The organism is Actibacterium ureilyticum, from assembly GCF_002285435.1.
Lineage (GTDB): Bacteria > Pseudomonadota > Alphaproteobacteria > Rhodobacterales > Rhodobacteraceae > Actibacterium_C > Actibacterium_C ureilyticum.
In genome coordinates this window covers 856460-872186 of record NZ_NSBT01000037.1, presented here as the reverse complement: position 1 = coordinate 872186, position 15727 = coordinate 856460, and the positions used below count along the sequence as shown (strand labels likewise).

The 15727-nt window shown below is 66.4% G+C and carries 16 protein-coding genes and 1 riboswitch; of the genes, 11 read left to right on the top strand and 5 right to left on the bottom strand.

Features of this window, described 5'->3' with window-relative positions; all coding sequences use genetic code 11:
• A complete protein-coding gene (locus CLM60_RS17300; RefSeq protein ID WP_095590344.1) occupies positions 1–486 on the top strand; it encodes a DUF2937 family protein in 486 nt (161 codons plus the stop codon).
• Between the two features lie 366 nt (positions 487–852).
• Here the strand turns inward: CLM60_RS17300 and CLM60_RS17295 are convergent, their stop codons facing one another.
• Positions 853–2172 (bottom strand): ferredoxin reductase family protein, encoded by a 1320-nt coding sequence (locus tag CLM60_RS17295; RefSeq protein WP_176473917.1) that lies wholly within the window; start codon positions 2170–2172, stop codon positions 853–855.
• A 148-nt stretch (positions 2173–2320) separates the two neighbouring features.
• Between CLM60_RS17295 and CLM60_RS17290 the strand changes: the two genes are divergently transcribed.
• From CLM60_RS17290 to CLM60_RS17275, 4 genes are all read left to right on the top strand, one after another.
• On the top strand, positions 2321–3607 hold the full coding sequence (locus CLM60_RS17290; RefSeq protein ID WP_095590342.1) for a lipoprotein-releasing ABC transporter permease subunit: 1287 nt from the start codon (positions 2321–2323) through the stop codon (positions 3605–3607).
• Positions 3600–4277, top strand: a complete 678-nt coding sequence (locus CLM60_RS17285; protein WP_095590341.1) for an ABC transporter ATP-binding protein — start codon at positions 3600–3602, stop codon at positions 4275–4277. Before CLM60_RS17290 ends, CLM60_RS17285 begins: the two co-directional genes overlap by 8 nt.
• A gap of 119 nt (positions 4278–4396) precedes the next feature.
• The gene (locus tag CLM60_RS17280) at positions 4397–5416 is read left to right on the top strand and encodes a calcium-binding protein (protein ID WP_095590340.1); all 1020 of its coding nucleotides are present in this window, start codon (positions 4397–4399) and stop codon (positions 5414–5416) included.
• A gap of 87 nt (positions 5417–5503) precedes the next feature.
• Complete coding sequence (locus tag CLM60_RS17275; RefSeq protein ID WP_095590339.1) at positions 5504–5899, top strand: c-type cytochrome; 396 nt, start codon at positions 5504–5506, stop codon at positions 5897–5899.
• Here the strand turns inward: CLM60_RS17275 and CLM60_RS17270 are convergent.
• Positions 5896–6330: a DMT family transporter gene (locus CLM60_RS17270; RefSeq protein WP_095590758.1), complete on the bottom strand. Its 435-nt coding sequence runs from the start codon at positions 6328–6330 to the stop codon at positions 5896–5898. The genes CLM60_RS17275 and CLM60_RS17270 overlap by 4 nt on opposite strands.
• Before the next feature lie 113 nt (positions 6331–6443).
• Positions 6444–6532, top strand: a riboswitch (glycine riboswitch).
• Positions 6533–6673: 141 nt separating this feature from the next.
• Here CLM60_RS17270 and gcvT point away from each other — a divergent pair.
• The 3 genes from gcvT to gcvP all read left to right on the top strand — a co-directional run bounded on the left by gcvT (position 6674) and on the right by gcvP (position 11115).
• Positions 6674–7804 (top strand): glycine cleavage system aminomethyltransferase GcvT, encoded by a 1131-nt coding sequence (gcvT, locus tag CLM60_RS17265; RefSeq protein ID WP_095590338.1) that lies wholly within the window; start codon positions 6674–6676, stop codon positions 7802–7804.
• 11 nt (positions 7805–7815) lie between these two features.
• Positions 7816–8175 (top strand): glycine cleavage system protein GcvH, encoded by a 360-nt coding sequence (gene gcvH / locus CLM60_RS17260; RefSeq protein WP_095590337.1) that lies wholly within the window; start codon positions 7816–7818, stop codon positions 8173–8175.
• A 90-nt stretch (positions 8176–8265) separates the two neighbouring features.
• Positions 8266–11115, top strand: coding sequence for an aminomethyl-transferring glycine dehydrogenase (gcvP, locus tag CLM60_RS17255; protein WP_095590336.1), 2850 nt, complete (start codon positions 8266–8268; stop codon positions 11113–11115).
• 9 nt (positions 11116–11124) lie between these two features.
• Here gcvP and CLM60_RS17250 read toward each other — a convergent pair whose 3' ends face one another.
• Together CLM60_RS17250 and CLM60_RS17245 are read right to left on the bottom strand one after the other, a co-directional pair.
• Complete coding sequence (locus CLM60_RS17250; protein WP_176473916.1) at positions 11125–12363, bottom strand: DUF2254 domain-containing protein; 1239 nt, start codon at positions 12361–12363, stop codon at positions 11125–11127.
• A gap of 48 nt (positions 12364–12411) precedes the next feature.
• Positions 12412–12621, bottom strand: a complete 210-nt coding sequence (locus CLM60_RS17245; protein ID WP_141246550.1) for a hypothetical protein — start codon at positions 12619–12621, stop codon at positions 12412–12414.
• A gap of 55 nt (positions 12622–12676) precedes the next feature.
• Here CLM60_RS17245 and trxC point away from each other — a divergent pair, with 55 nt between their 5' ends.
• The 3 genes from trxC to CLM60_RS17230 all read left to right on the top strand — a co-directional run bounded on the left by trxC (position 12677) and on the right by CLM60_RS17230 (position 14334).
• A complete protein-coding gene (gene trxC / locus CLM60_RS17240; protein WP_095590333.1) occupies positions 12677–13117 on the top strand; it encodes a thioredoxin TrxC in 441 nt (146 codons plus the stop codon).
• Positions 13118–13182: 65 nt separating this feature from the next.
• Positions 13183–13569: an acyl-CoA thioester hydrolase YciA gene (gene yciA, locus CLM60_RS17235; RefSeq protein WP_095590332.1), complete on the top strand. Its 387-nt coding sequence runs from the start codon at positions 13183–13185 to the stop codon at positions 13567–13569.
• Positions 13570–13659: 90 nt separating this feature from the next.
• Positions 13660–14334 (top strand): FkbM family methyltransferase, encoded by a 675-nt coding sequence (locus CLM60_RS17230; RefSeq protein ID WP_095590331.1) that lies wholly within the window; start codon positions 13660–13662, stop codon positions 14332–14334.
• Positions 14335–14347: 13 nt separating this feature from the next.
• Here the strand turns inward: CLM60_RS17230 and CLM60_RS17225 are convergent, their stop codons facing one another.
• A complete protein-coding gene (locus tag CLM60_RS17225; RefSeq protein ID WP_095590330.1) occupies positions 14348–15673 on the bottom strand; it encodes an aspartate aminotransferase family protein in 1326 nt (441 codons plus the stop codon).
• Positions 15674–15727: the final 54 nt, after the last annotated feature.

Sequence of the window (15727 nt, the reverse complement as noted above, 5' to 3'; positions counted from 1 at the left end):
ATGATCAGAACCTTGACGCTGGCCGGGGCGCTGGCGATGGCCCTTGGGCTGTCGCAGTTTCCGGCGTTTTCGCAGCAATATATTCAGCGGCTCTCGGGCGCGGTGGACGAACTGCGCGGGATGGTCGTGGCATTCGACCATTCGGCCACCAGCGCGGGCCTGACCCGGCAAGAGGCTTTGGCGCGTTTGCAGGGAGATGCGTTCGAGGACAACCTGCGCAGCACGCTTGCGGGGTCGATGGCGCGCTATGACCGGCTGAAATCCGATTATGACCAATTGCGGGGGCAGGGGGTGTTGTCGCGGCTGACGCAGCCCTGGCATTTCCGCGATGCGGAACTGGCGCGCCGGACCTGGGCGGATTTCCAGCCCGCGCTGCCGGTCAGCCTGGACGGGCTGATCTGTGCCGGGATCGGGTTCGGGGCCGGGTGGCTTGGCCTGTCGGCGGTCTTTGCCGGGATGGGCCGTCTGTTGCGGCGGCGGGCCTAGGGTCAGGACCCATTAATCCTGCACCGCTGGTTTGGCAGGTTTTTCGTCTGATAACGCGCAGAGCCGCAGGAATAGTGGTTCTATTTCAAGGCTCTGAAAGGTAGGCAGGCGGAAAACCCGCCAAATCCGAAGGACGCCAAATCCGCTTCATCTCAGCGGCTCGGGCCGCTTGAAAAGAGAACCACTCTTCCCTGCGCGTCCCAAACCCCTGATATTTCGCGGATTTAGCGCCAGCGGCGCGGGATTAATGGGTCCTGACCCTAGAACACCCCGCGCAGGGCGAACCCCAGCAACGCCGCGATCCCGGCCGCGTTCAAGATCCAGAAGGCGCGGCGGATGCGCAGGCGGGCGGTGCGGGGACTGCGATCAGTCATAGACGAACCTTTCCGACAGGATGTTTTGCGCGGGGATACCCATCGCCAGCAGCGATGCCTCTACCCCCTCCAGCATCGGGGGCGGACCGCACAGCAGATAGAGCCAGTCGCGGTGGTTCGGTCGGCCCAGATGGCGCTGTAACAGTGCGCGGCTGATGATCCCGGCCTCCCCGTCCCAGTCCGGCGCGGGTTCCGACAGCACATGCACGACATTCGTGCCGTGGTCGCGCGCCAGTGCCGCCAACTCATCGGGGTTGACGATCTGACCGGCCGTGCGGTTGCCATAGATCAGCGTGCTGGGCCGCGCATCGCCCGTGGCGGCCAGTTCGCGCAGGATACCCAGCATCGGTGCGATCCCCACGCCGCCCGCGATCAGCGCAAGGCCCTGCGCGGCGTGCCCGGCGGGCGACAGGTGCCCGTGCGGCCCATCGACATAGGCGCGCGTTCCGGGCGCGATGCGGCCAATCGTACCGGTGAAATCGCCCAGTTCCTTGATGACAAAGCCGATTTCGGGCCCCTGCGCTGGGGCGGTGGCGATGGAAAACGGGTTCTCGTGGAACGAAAACGGGCTGTGGCCGATATTCAGCCAGGCGAATTGCCCGGCCTGATAGCGCCAGGCAAAGGGGCGGGCGGGGGTCAGCGTGACCTCCCACGTGCGGTCGGCGGCGGGGGTGATGCGGGTCACGGTCCAGGGCTGGCGCCAGCGCATCAGGGGCCGTGCGACATAGACGAATAGCAGCGAGGCGACGGCGACCCCGAACATCCCCCACCACAGCCCGCCCAGCAGCGGATCGGCGCTGTAGCGGCCCGCGCGGGTGGCGTGCAGCACGCCCGCCCCGGCGATCAGAACCGCGCCGATTCCGTGCATCGCGCGCCAGGTCTCATACCGGAAATCCAGCTTCGTGCGCCCCAGCGCCAGCAGCACCAGCGCGGGGAGCAAGGCAAAGGCCACGATGCCCGGCCAGATCGCGGTGAAATCCCAGGTGATCGACTGGGCGCGGCTGATGTCCCATTCGGGCGCGTGGCCGGTTGGCCCGCGATAGAGGAACGGGTGCGCCATCGCCAGAACCAGCGCGCTGCGCGCCACAAGCTGGTGCATTCGCATCGTCACGTCCGACCCGATCCGGCGCGAGATGGTGCGAAACCGGCCCGAAATCACGAATTCCACAAGGATGATCGCCAGCGCCAGCAGCCCCGCGCCCGACGCAAGCTCGTCCGCGACCGATCGCGGCGGCGCGCCCTGTAGCCAGGCCAGCCCCAGCGGCAGCAGCGCCACCGCCACATAGAGGATCATCAACAGCCCCGCACCCATCGCACCGGCCCCCTGATTGCGTCCCGCCCAGTGTTGCCGCATCGGGCGAAAATGTCAGCGGTTATCTGCGCGGTTTGCGGTCCGCGCCGCTTGACGCCCCGCCCCATTCGGCGCAGGTTCCGCCCGAGCAGACCACGCAGGAGCCGAAATGGCCGCCCCGACCGCCCCGTTTTCCCGTTTCGAATGGATGATCGCCTGGCGCTATCTGCGCGCCCGCCGCGCCGAGGGCGGGGTCAGTGTGATGACCTGGATCTCGCTGGTGGGGATCACGCTGGCGGTGGCCGCGCTGATCATCACGCTGGCGGTGCGCGCGGGTTTTCGCGCCGAATTCGTCGACACGATCCTGGGCGCCAACGCCCATGTCACCGTCTATTCCAGCACCCATGTGACCGAAAGCGGGCAGGTGACCCGCACGCTTGAGGATTACGAGGCGATGGCCGAACGGGTCCGCGCGGTGCCGGGCGTGACCCGGGTGGCGCCGCTGGTCAAGGGGCAGGTCATGGCCTCGCACACTGACCGTAACTCTGGCGTCGAAGTCTTTGGGATCACGCTGGAAAACCTGAAAACCATTCCGCGTATCGCGGAATCCGACCAGACGCAGGGCGATATCGACCGGCTGGACGAGGGCATCGCCATCGGCTCGGGCGTGGCGCGCACGCTGGGCGTGGGCGTCGGCGACCGGGTCAAGCTGATCTCGCCCAACGGGGTCAAGACGCCCTTTGGCACCAGCCTGCGATCCAATGCCTATGAGGTGGTCTATATCTTCAGCGCGGGGCGCTATGACATCGACCGCACGCGGGTCTATATGCCCTTTGCCGAGGCGCAGAGTTACTTCAACCGCGAGGGTCTGGCCGACGAGTTGGAAGTGATGGTCGAGGCGCCCGAACATGTCGACCGCATGATGCTGGACCTGATCCGGGCGGGCGGCGACAAGGCGCTTTTGTGGACATGGCGCGATGCCTCGGGCGCGTACCTGAAGGCGCTGGATGTCGAAGACACAGTGATGTTCGTGCTGATGTCGGTACTGGTGCTGATCGCGTCGATGAACATCATTTCCGGGCTGGTGATGCTGGTCAAGAACAAGGGCCGCGATATCGGCATCCTGCGCACCATGGGCCTGACCGAAGGGTCGATCCTGCGGGTGTTCTTCCTGTGCGGCGCGCTGGTGGGGCTGGTGGGCACCATCGGCGGCGTGATCCTGGGGTGCCTGTTTGCAATCTATTTCGATCCGATCCTGGCCTTTGTGAACGGGGCTTCGGGGGGCGAGGTCTGGGATGCCTCGATCCGGGGGATCTATCGCCTGCCGGCGGTGCTGCGGGCGCAGGACGTGCTGACCGCGATTGCGCTGTCGCTGGGCCTGTCCTTCATCGTCACGATCTTTCCCGCCCGCCGTGCGGCGCGGATGAACCCGGTGGAGGCGCTGCGTTATGAGTGATCCGGTGCTGGAACTGGACGGGGTCGAAAAGACCTATAACCGCGGCAAGCCCAACGCGGTGCAGGTGCTGCGCGGCGCGTCGCTGACCGTGAACCGGGGCGAGGTTGTGGCGCTGGTCGCACCGTCGGGGGCCGGTAAATCGACCCTGCTGCACATCGCGGGGCTTTTGGATTCCGCCGATGCGGGGCAGGTGCGGATCGGCGGCGAAACCGTGACCGGCCTGTCGGATCGCCGCCGCACGCGGATCCGGCGCGAGGGGGTGGGATTTGTCTATCAGTTCCACCACCTGCTGCCGGAATTCACCGCGCTGGAAAACATCGTGCTGCCGCAACTGGCCAATGGCGTGGGCCAAGGCGCGGCGCAGGCGCGGGCGCGCGAGCTGATGGCGCGGGTCGGCGTGGCCGAACGCGCCGGGCACCGCCCTGCGGCCCTGTCGGGGGGCGAACAGCAACGGGTGGCGTTTTGCCGGGCGCTGGCCAATCAGCCGAAGCTGTTGCTGGCGGACGAGCCCACGGGCAATCTGGACCCGGGCACATCCGACAAAGTGTTCGCCGCGTTGATGGAGCTGGTCCGGCAAACCGGGCTGTCGGCGCTGATCGCCACCCATAACCTGGATCTGGCCGCGCGGATGGACCGGATCGTGCGGCTCGAGGACGGGCAACTGGGCTGAACAGCCCGCCCCGTGACGTCAGGTCACGCGAAACGTCGCGAAATTATCGCGTGAATGTTGTATTTTACACGCAATTTCGTAGAAATGCGGGAATGTCTTTCTGTGGCTGAGGTGAAGGTATGCTGGGTATCGCGTTGCTGATGAGTTTCGGGCTGGTCATCGGTCTGGCCGGGGGCGGCGGTGGCAGCGATGGCTCGGATGACGAGGTTGACGCGACCAACGGCACCCCCGATGACGATGTGATGACCGGCACGGCCAGGGCTGACTTGATCAACGCGCTTGAGGGCAACGATCAGGTCGACGCTGGCGCGGGCAATGACGAGGTGCGCGGCGGCGAAGGCAACGACACCCTTCTGGGCGGCGAGGGCAACGACACCCTGCGCGGCCTGTCCGGGGTCGATTCGCTCGAAGGCGGCGACGGCAATGACCGGCTTTACGGCAATGACGGTGCCGATGACCTGACCGGGGATGCGGGCAACGACCGGCTGTTCGGCCAGGGCGGCAATGACGTGCTGCGCGGCTCGGACGGGGATGACACACTGGTCGGTGGCGCGAACGAGGATCTGCTGTTCGGCGGTGCCGATGACGACCTGTTGCAGGGCGATGGCGGCGCCGACAACCTGTTCGGGAACGAGGGTAAAGATACGCTGGCCGGTGGCAATGCCGACGATTTCCTGGATGGCGGCGACCAGAATGACGAGCTGCAGGGCGATAACGGCGCTGATACCTTGCTGGGCGGCGGCGGCAACGACTTTTTGCGCGGCAACGCGGGCGACGATTCGCTCGAAGGCGGCGCGGGCGACGATACGCTGTGGGGCGGGATCGGCGCCGACACCCTGCTGGGCGATGGCGGTCAGGACGAATTCCGGATCGGCGATGGCGACGAGGCGACCGGCGGTGCCGGGGCGGACACGTTCATCACCACGCCGGATCTGTCGGGTACCACGACGATCACCGATTTCGTACCCGATACCGACACGCTGCTTGTGGAATACGAAGGCGCGACCGCCCCGACCGTGGACAGCCAGGTCGATACTGGTACGCAGCTGGAAATCACGCTCAGCACCGGGGCGATGATCCATCTGGTCGGCGTGGACACCCCCCTGACCCCGACGCAGATCCAGTTCGTGGGCGTCTGACCCCCGCCGCGCCGGTTTGACACCGGTCAAAGACCGCCGACGGCGCGGGGCCTAATCTGGTCCCCGATCAGATGCCGGAGGTTTGCCATGCGCCCGTTCCCGATCCTTGTCGCGCTGCTGAGCTGGGCCAGCGCCGCCGCTGCCGAGGGCGCCCTGACGGGGCGGCAGATCTATGTCGCCAATTGCGCCACCTGCCACGGGCTTCAGGCCGCGGGCGATGGTCCGATGACGGCGATCCTGTCGGTCGATGTGCCCGATCTGCGGGGGCTGAGCGCGGCCAATGGCGGGGTGTTCCCGATGCTGGACGTCATCGCCATCATCGACGGCCGCAACAAGCTTAGCGGTCACGGCGGGCCGATGCCGATCTTCGGCTATGCGCTGGGCGGCGCGGACCAGGTGCTGGACGGCCCCGACGGCAGCCCGGTGCCGGTCAAGGGCGACATCCTGGCCATCGCGCGCTGGCTGGAAACCCAGCAGCGCTAGGCCAGCTGGGTGATGAACACGCCCAGCCCCATCACCCCGATCCCCAGCGCGCGGGTCAGTCCCAGTGGCGAGATCTGCGCGCCGAACAGGCCGAAATGGTCGATGGCCGCGGCGCTGATCAACTGCCCCAGCAGGACGAAGAACACCGCGTTTCCGACGCCGAATTTCGGCGCCGCCCAGGTGATCGTCAGGACATAGAACGCCACGAATGTCCCGCCCAGAAACAGGTGTTTCGGCGCCGTGCCCAGCCCCGTCAGCGCGCCGCGCCCGACCGCCGCATAGGCCAGCAGCACCACGCAAAGCGCCACGCAGAACAGCACCACCGCCGCCGCAACGGGCGACCCCAGACGCGCCCCAAGGGCGGCGTTCAGCGCGGCCAGGATCGGAATGCCGATCCCGGCGGCCAGCATCGTGCCCGCGTATTTCACCATCATCACATCCATTTGCGTTCCTCCCGTTGCGGCGACGCTAGCGGTTGCGGCGGGGCGTGTCACCCGGGCACGACGCTCGGGGCTTGCCCGACGCGGTGCGATCCAATAACATTCTGTTGTCAGCGGGAGAATCTGGTTCATCCCAGTGCCGAAGGAGCAACCGCCCCGGTAAACTCTCAGGCCCACGGACCGCCGACGCTCAAGAACTCTGGAGAGTGGCGCGCAAGCGCCCGCCGAAGGGATAGCGATCTCAGGCGCACGGGACAGAGGGGGCATCGAACGTGGCCGAAGGGGTCATGCAACCGATGCCCGGTCGTCCTTGGCCGGCAATCTGGGGGGTGGAATGCCGGAACTGAAACGGACGGGGCTTTACGATCTGCATCTGGAACGGGGCGCCAGGATGGTGCCCTTCGCGGGCTATGAGATGCCGGTGCAATATCCGCTGGGCGTGATGAAGGAGCACCTGCATTGCCGGGCGCAGGCGGGGCTTTTCGATGTCAGCCATATGGGGCAGATCCTGGTGCATCCGAAATCGGGCGATCTGACCGACGCGGCGCTGGCGCTGGAAAGCCTGATGCCGGTCGCGCTGGTCGAGTTGAAAGAGGGCCGCCAGCGTTACGGGCTTTTGACCAACGCCGATGGCGGGATCATGGACGACTTGATGCTGGCCAATCGCGGCGATCATTTCCTGTTGGTGGTGAATGCCGCCTGCAAGGACGCCGATCTGGCGCATATCACGTCCCATATCGCGGATCGCTGCACGGTCACGCCGATAACAGACCGGGCGCTGCTGGCGTTGCAGGGGCCGGAGGCCGATGGCGCGTTGTCTGCACTGGTGCCGGCCGTTGCTGACATGACATTCATGGACAGCGTTGTTGTGCCGTCCGATTTCGGCGAGCTGTGGATCTCGCGCTCGGGCTATACCGGCGAGGACGGGTTCGAGATTTCGGTCCCCGAGGGGCAGGCCGTGGCACTGGCCCGCGCATTGCTGGCGCAGCAGGCGGTGGAACCCATCGGGCTGGGCGCGCGCGATAGCCTGCGGCTGGAAGCGGGGCTGTGCCTTTATGGCCATGATCTGGACACGGCAACCTCGCCGGTCGAGGCTGACCTGATCTGGGCGATGCAAAAGGCCCGCCGTGCGGGTGGCGCACGCCAGGGCGGGTTCCCGGGCGAGGACCGCATCCTGGGCGAACTGGCCGAGGGCGTGGCGCGCCGCCGCGTGGGCCTGCGGCCCGAAACCCGCGCGCCGATGCGCGAGGGGACCGAGCTTTTTGCCGACGATCAGGGGCAGACGCCCATCGGCACCGTGACCTCGGGCCTGTTCGGCCCCTCGGTCGAGGCGCCGATTTCCATGGGCTATATCGGCACCGCCTATGCGCGCGAGGGGACCACGATCTATGGCGCGGTGCGGGGCAAATACCTGCCCGCCACGGTATCGGCCCTGCCGTTCCGGACATCCAACTATAAACGCTGAGGGAAAACGCGATGAAATTCACCGAAGAACACGAATGGCTGCAGGTCGAGGGCGATCTGGTGGTGGTGGGCATCACCGAACATGCCGCCGAACAGCTGGGCGATATCGTCTTTGTAGAACTGCCCGAGGAAGGCGCCACCGTCAGCAAGGATGACGAGATCGTCGTGATCGAAAGCGTCAAGGCCGCGAGCGACATTCTGGCCCCGCTGGACGGAGAGATCGTCGAGGTCAACGAAGCGCTGGTCGACAATCCCGGCGCGGTGAATGACGACCCGCAGGGCGAGGCGTGGTTCTTCAAGATGAAGGTCGAGGATCTGTCGGCGCTGGACGATCTGATGGACGAGGCGGCCTATAAGGATTTCATCAGCTAGCCCCTACTGAGGCGGGATTTCGCCTTCGGCGAGAGTATTTTTCGAACAATGAAGGGCAAAAGACGCCCTGCAACCCCGAGTGTCACACCCATGCCGTTCACACCCACCGACTATGATCCCTATGATTTTGCCAACCGCCGCCATATCGGCCCATCGCCCGAGGAGATGGCCGAGATGTTCGGCGTGGTCGGTGTGGACGGGTTGGAGGCGCTGATCGACCAGACCGTGCCCGCCAGCATCCGGCAGGCGGCGGCGCTGGACTATGGCAAGCCGAAATCCGAGCGCGAGCTGATCTGGCATCTGCGGCAGGTGGCCAAGAAGAACCGGGTGTTTTCGACGCTGCTGGGGCAGGGGTATTACGGCACGGTCACGCCGCCGGCGATCCAGCGCAATATCCTGGAAAACCCGGCCTGGTACACCGCCTATACCCCCTATCAGCCCGAGATCAGCCAGGGCCGGCTTGAGGCGCTGCTGAACTATCAGACCATGGTCAGCGACCTGACGGGGCTGGCTGTGGCCAATGCCTCGCTTCTGGACGAGGCGACCGCCTGTGCCGAGGCGATGGTGATGGCCCAGCGGGTGGCGAAGTCGAAGGCCACCGGGTTTTTCGTCGATGAAAACTGTCATCCGCAGAATATCGCCGTGATGCAGACCCGTGCCGCGCCACTGGATATTCAGGTGATCGTCGGCGCGCCCGAGGATCTGGACCCCGAGGCGGTCTTTGGCGCGATCTTTCAGTATCCGGGCACCCATGGTCATGTGCGCGATTTCACCGACGCGATGGACGCGCTGCACGCGGCCAAGGCGGTGGGGATCGTCGCCGCCGATCCGATGGCGCTGACCCTGCTGAAGGAGCCGGGCGCGATGGGGGCCGATATCGCCGTGGGCTCGACCCAGCGGTTCGGCGTGCCCATGGGTTATGGCGGGCCGCACGCGGCCTATATGGCGTGCCGCGATGCGTTCAAGCGCGCGATGCCGGGCCGGATCGTGGGTGTCAGCGTGGATGCGCGCGGCAACAAGGCCTACCGCCTGTCGTTACAGACCCGCGAGCAGCATATCCGCCGCGAAAAGGCCACCAGCAATGTCTGTACCGCGCAGGCGCTTCTGGCGGTGATGGCGGGGTTCTATGCGGTGTTTCATGGGCCCAAGGGGCTGAAGGCCATTGCCCAGCGGATCCACAACAAGGCCGTGCGCCTGGTCGAGGTTCTGGAACAGGGCGGTTTCACCGTCGAGCCAGCGGCGTTTTTCGACACGATCACGGTCGAGGTCGGCCCGATGCAGGGCGTGATCCTGAACGCCGCCCGGGCGCGGGAGATCAACCTGCGCAAGGTGGGCAAAACCAGGATCGGCATTGCCGTGGATGAAACCACCCGCTGGCAGACCATCGTCGATGTCTGGTCGGCCTTTGGGCTGGACGACATCCCCGAAGATCGCACGCCGCGGTTCCGGCTGCCGCAGGCGCTGTTGCGGGAAAGCGAATACCTGACCCATCCGGTGTTCCAGATGAACCGGGCCGAGACCGAGATGATGCGCTATATGCGCCGTCTGGCCGACCGAGATCTGGCGCTGGACCGGGCGATGATCCCGCTGGGGTCGTGCACGATGAAGCTGAACGCGGCGGTCGAGATGATGCCGATCAGCTGGCACGAATTTGCCAACATGCACCCCTTCGCCCCCGCCGATCAGGCGCAGGGCTATGCCGAGGTGATCGAGGGGCTGAGCCGCATCCTGTGCCAGGCGACCGGCTATGACGCGATGTCGATGCAGCCCAATTCCGGGGCGCAGGGCGAATATGCGGGGCTGCTGACCATCGCGGCCTATCACAAGGCGCGCGGGCAGGGGCACCGCGATGTGTGCCTGATCCCGGTGTCGGCCCATGGCACCAACCCCGCCAGCGCGCAGATGTGCGGCATGAAGGTCGTGGTGGTGAAATCGGCCGAGAACGGGGATATCGATCTGGACGATTTCCGCGCCAAGGCCGAAGCGGCGGGCGACACTCTGGCGGCCTGCATGATCACCTATCCCTCGACCCATGGCGTGTTCGAGGAAACCGTGCGCGAGGTTTGCAAGATCACCCATGATCACGGCGGTCAGGTCTATATGGACGGTGCGAACCTGAACGCGCTGGTGGGGCTGGTGAAACCGGGCGAGATCGGGTCCGATGTCAGCCACCTGAACCTGCACAAGACCTTTGCCATCCCGCATGGCGGCGGTGGCCCCGGCATGGGGCCGATCGGGGTCAAGGCGCATCTGGAACCCTATCTGCCCGGCCATCCCGAAACCGGCGGGGCCGAGGGGCCGGTATCGGCCGCCCCCTATGGCTCGGCGTCGATCCTGTTGATTTCCTATGCCTATTGCCTGGCGATGAGCGGTCGGGGCCTGACCCAGGCGACCAAGCTGGCGATCCTGAACGCGAACTATATCGCCAAGCGGCTCGAAGGGGCCTATGACGTGCTGTTCAAGGGCACGTCGGGCCGTGTGGCACATGAATGCATCCTGGACACGCGCCCCTTTGCCGACAGCGCGGGTGTCACGGTGGACGATATCGCCAAGCGGCTGGTGGATTGCGGCTTTCACGCGCCAACCATGAGCTGGCCCGTCGCCGGGACGCTGATGGTGGAGCCGACGGAGAGCGAGACCAAGGCCGAGCTGGACCGGTTCTGTGACGCGATGCTGGCGATCCGGGAAGAGATCGCCGCGATCGAGCGGGGCGAGATGGATGCCGTCAACAACCCGCTGAAACACGCCCCGCATACGGTCAATGATTTGGTGGCGGATTGGGATCGTCCCTATAGCCGCGAACAGGGCTGTTTCCCGCCGGGCTCGTTCCGGGTCGACAAGTACTGGCCGCCCGTGGGTCGGGTCGACAACGCCTATGGCGACCGGAACCTTGTCTGCACCTGCCCACCGGTCGCGGGCTATGCCGACGCCGCGGAATAAGCCGCCCGGCTATCGCGCGAAAGCGGCCGCGTCGCGCAGGCGGGCGCGGTCGGTGTCCAGCACCTGTGCCTGATCGGCCAGCGCGGCGGCGCGGGCGGCCAGTTCGCGTGCGCCCTGGGCCAACCCCGCATCCCCGGTGTCGGCGATGGCGCGCAACGCCTCCAGCAGGCGCAGGGCGACCTCGATCTTGCCGGCGCCGTCGCGGGCAATGACGTCAAAGCCCGACTCCAGAAGCTCGGGTCCGGTGACGGCGGGCATCCACAGGCGTTCGGCGTCGATCTGGGGATCGTCGGTGGTTGCGCCCTGTTCCAGGAACAGCCGTTCCAACCGGGCGATGGCGTCGATGGCGGTGGCGGGGTCGTTCAGCCCCGGCGACAGGGCGCGGGCCGCGGCCTCGCCGAACAGCGACAGGCCATAGCGCGGGTCCTGGTCGAAATTGCGCTCATCCGACAGGGTGATCGCCCCCAGAACCGCGCTGGCCAGCCGGGTGTCGCCCTTGCCGATCATGGCTAGCACCTGACCGCGCCGCAGCCAGTCGCCGGGCCGGATCGCCAGGTGAATGTCGCAGTCGCGCTCTTCGGTCACCTTGGCCAGCGCGCCGGTGTCGATGAACCTCACGTAGCCGCCGACAACCGCGCGGATCGGCACGCCGGTTTCCGGCAGGTCGCTGGTCAATTCGCGGGCGCCCAGCGTGGGCTGGGTCTGGCGGGATTTCAGTGTCTCGCGCGTGCGTGCCTCGATCTCGCGCAGGGTTTCGTCCATGCTGCCCAGATCGGACAGCTGGTCGATCCAGCGCAGGATCGACAGCACCACCAGCAGCACCACAAGGATGGTAAAGGCAAAGACGACGACCGATCCGCGCGCGGTATAGACATGGGCGCGAAACAGGATCGCGCAGGTCAGCGCGAAGATGAACGCGCCCAGGAACGTCGCCAGCACCGTCTGGGTGACGGTGTTTTCCTTCAGCATCCGATGCGCGCGGGGGGTGACCTGGCTGGCGGCCTGAAGATGCGCCGTGACCATCACCGAAAGCGAGAATGTGACGACCGTCAGCATCGTGCCGGTCAGCACATCCAGCAGCGGCAACACCGCGTCACGCCCGAAACGCTCGGCCCAGCTGTCGGGAATGATGGGCGACAACACCGGCGCCAGCAGCGCGCTCAGGATCGCAAGACAGGCGATCAGGCTGGCACGTACCCACAGCCGTCGGGACAGTTGCACCAGATACCACAGCTTTTTCGATGTCACCTTTGGCGCCCCTTTTCCGGTGACTATAGGGTGGGGTATGCGGGTGGTCTATCCCCGTGGCGTGCGGCGGGGCAGGTCGCCCGCGCCAAAGGCCACGCCGCGTTCGGCCAGCCAGGCGGCGAAATGCGCGGTCTTGGCATCCAGCGAACACGTGCCGGTCAGGCAATCGGGGTCGCGGCCATAAGCCTCGCGCAGGGCCAGTTGGTCTTCGGGGGTCAGATCTTGCCAGTTGCGCATGTCGGCTCGGGGTCTGGACATATCGGGATGCGCTTCCAATATATTCGGAAACGGGAATGTGAAAAAGGGGCCGATCATGGCCGATGCAAAGAAAATCCTCTGTCATGCCTGCGGACAGGCCAATCGCGTGCCGGGCGACCGGCTGGGCGCGGGGCCGAAATGCGGGACCTGTGGCGCGCCGCTGGTCGCGGGCAAGGTGGCCGAGCTGGACCTGCCGACGTTGCAGAAAAGCGTGCGGACCGATGACCTGCCGCTGCTGGTGGATTACTGGGCGCCGTGGTGCGGCCCCTGCCGGATGATGGCGCCCGAATTCGCCAAGGCGGCGCAGCAGCTGGCGCCCGACATCCGGCTGGCCAAGATCGACACACAGGCGCATCCCCAGGCCTCGGCCCGGTTCAATATCCGTGGCATTCCGGCGCTGATCCTGTTCCGCAACGGGCGCGAGGTCGCGCGGCTGGCGGGCGCCCGACCGGCCGCCGATATCGTGGCTTTCGCGCGCCAGCACGTCGCCGCCTGACGGCAGCGGTTGATCTTGGCCCGCGCGCGGGCGAGTGTGGCGGCAGCGAACGGAAAGGCAGCCACATGAACGACGACACGCCCGAGGGGGAACTGACCTTGCGCACCCTGGCCATGCCACGGGATGTGAACGGCAATGGCGATATCTTCGGCGGCTGGGTCCTGAGCCAGATGGACATCGCCGCGGGGATGATCGCGGGCGAACGCGCCAATGGGCGGGTGACCACAGTGGCGCTGGATGCGATGAAATTCATCCGCCCGGTCAAGATCGGCGATGTCCTGTGCATCTATGGCCGCGTCGTGCGGGTGGGGCGGACCTCGATGCGGATCGAGATCGAGGCCTGGGTCAAACGCAACCGCATCGGCGTGCGCGAAAAGGTGACAGAGGCGATGTTCACCTTCGTTGCCATCGACGAGGACGGGCGCCCGCGCCCGGTGCCGGAGGCGGCGTGAAATCCGTATGGCGGTGACCTGCGGCTGCGGCTAATGTCGGGGCGAAACCGGCGGCCCGGACCGCGCGGCAAGCCAGCGACAGGAGCAGGGATGGAGATCGCAGCAGAATGCCACGGGGTGAAGGTGCCTCAATCGCCCTTCCTGAACGACAACCGCATTCAGCGCATCAACGCCGCCCGGTACGAGGGGCAGGAGATCGCCGGCGCGTTGGCCGTCGTGCGCGCGGGCGATACCGTGCTGGAACTGGGCGCGGGGCTGGGCGTGGTCGGTGGGGTGACGGCGCATAACTGCAAACCCGCGCGGATGGTGTCGTTCGAGGGCAACCCGAACCTGATCCCGCATATCCGCGCGCTTTACGATCTGAACGGCCTGAGCGATGTGATCGAGGTGCGCAACCAGGTCCTGATCAGCGCGCCGGACCGGCCCGAGACCCTGCCGTTTCAGCTCCACAACAGCTTCCTGGGCTCGTCGCTGGACCGCGACCCGTCGGGGGCGCGCGAAACCGTTCAGGTGCCCACCGCCAGCTATGACGCGCTGCGGGCCGAGCTGTCCCCCGACATCCTGCTGATGGATATCGAAGGCGGCGAGCTGGCGTTTCTGGAACATGCCGACCTGACCGGCATCCGGTCGGTGGTGGTCGAGTTCCACCCCGGCGTCTACCAGGTCGACGGGATGCGCCGGTGCAAGAACATCCTGCGCGATGCGGGCTTTGTGAACGACCCCGATCTGTCGACCCGCACCGTCTGGGTCGCCAGCCGGGGCTGATCCGCGCGCCGCGCTAGAGCACGGCGGCGAATGTCGTGCGCAGCTTATCCACGATCTCGGCCACATGGCTGTCGTCGATGATGAAGGGCGGCGCCAGCAGGATGTGATCGCCCCGCTGCCCGTCGATCGTGCCGCCCATCGGGTAACAGATCAGCCCGGCCTCGAACGCGGTGCGTTTCAGATGCTTGTGGATCGCGCGGGCGGGGTCGAAGGGGGCCTTGGTTTCGCGATCCGCCACGATCTCCAGGCCCAGGAACAGCCCGCGCCCCCGGATGTCGCCGATATGCGGGTGCTGGCCAAACGCATCCTGCAAGGCCGCGCGCAGTTTGTTCCCCATCTGCGCGGCCCGGTCCACCAGCCCGTCCCGTGTCAGCCGGGTCAGGACCGCACCGGCAGCGGCGGCGGCCACCGGATGGCCCATATAGGTGTGGCCGTGCTGGAAAAACCCCGTCCCGTCGGCAATCGCGTCATAGATCCGTGCGGTGCAAAGCATCGCGCCGATGGGCTGATAGCCCGCGCCCAGCCCCTTGGCGATGGCCAGGATATCGGGTGCGATCCCGTCCTGTTCACAGGCAAACAGGGTTCCGGTCCGGCCCATGCCGCACATCACCTCGTCCAGGATCAGCAGCACGCCGTGGCGGTCGCAGATCTGGCGGATGCGCTTGAAATAGCCCGGCACCGGCGGCACCGCCCCGGCGGTCGCGCCGACCACGGGTTCGGCGACAAAGGCCATGACCGTTTCGGGACCCAGGCGCTGGATTTCGGCCTCCAGCTCGTCAGCGACGCGCTGGCCGTAGGCTTCGGGCGTTTCGTCCGGCGCCTGGTCGCGATAGGCATAGCAGGGCGCGATATGGGTGGTGTCGATCATCAGCGGATCGAAGGGCGCGCGGCGCCACTGGTTCCCGCCGGTGGCCAGCGCGCCCAGCGTGTTGCCGTGATAGCTTTGGCGGCGGGCGATGATCCGGCAGCGGTCGGGCTGGCCGGTTTCCAGCATGTATTGCCGGGCCAGCTTCAGCGCGGCCTCCATCGCCTCCGACCCGCCCGACACCAGATAGACGCGGTCCAGATCGCCCGGTGCGTGCGAAATCAGCGAATCGGCCAGTGTTTCAGCGGCGTCCGAGGTAAAGAACCCGGTATGCGCGAAGGCCGTGCGCCCCAGCTGGTCGCGGATCGCCTGCGCCACGGCCGCATCGCTGTGCCCCAGGCACGAGACCGCGGCACCGCCCGATCCGTCGAGGTATTTTTTACCATCCTTATCACTCAGATAAGGTCCATCGCCGTGCGATATCACAGGCAGCTTGGCGTGGCAGTGTCGCGGAAAGATATGAGTCACAGGCATCCACCCTGACCAGTTGGCGTTGCGGCGAATGTCTTACGCCGTTCCAGATCTGAA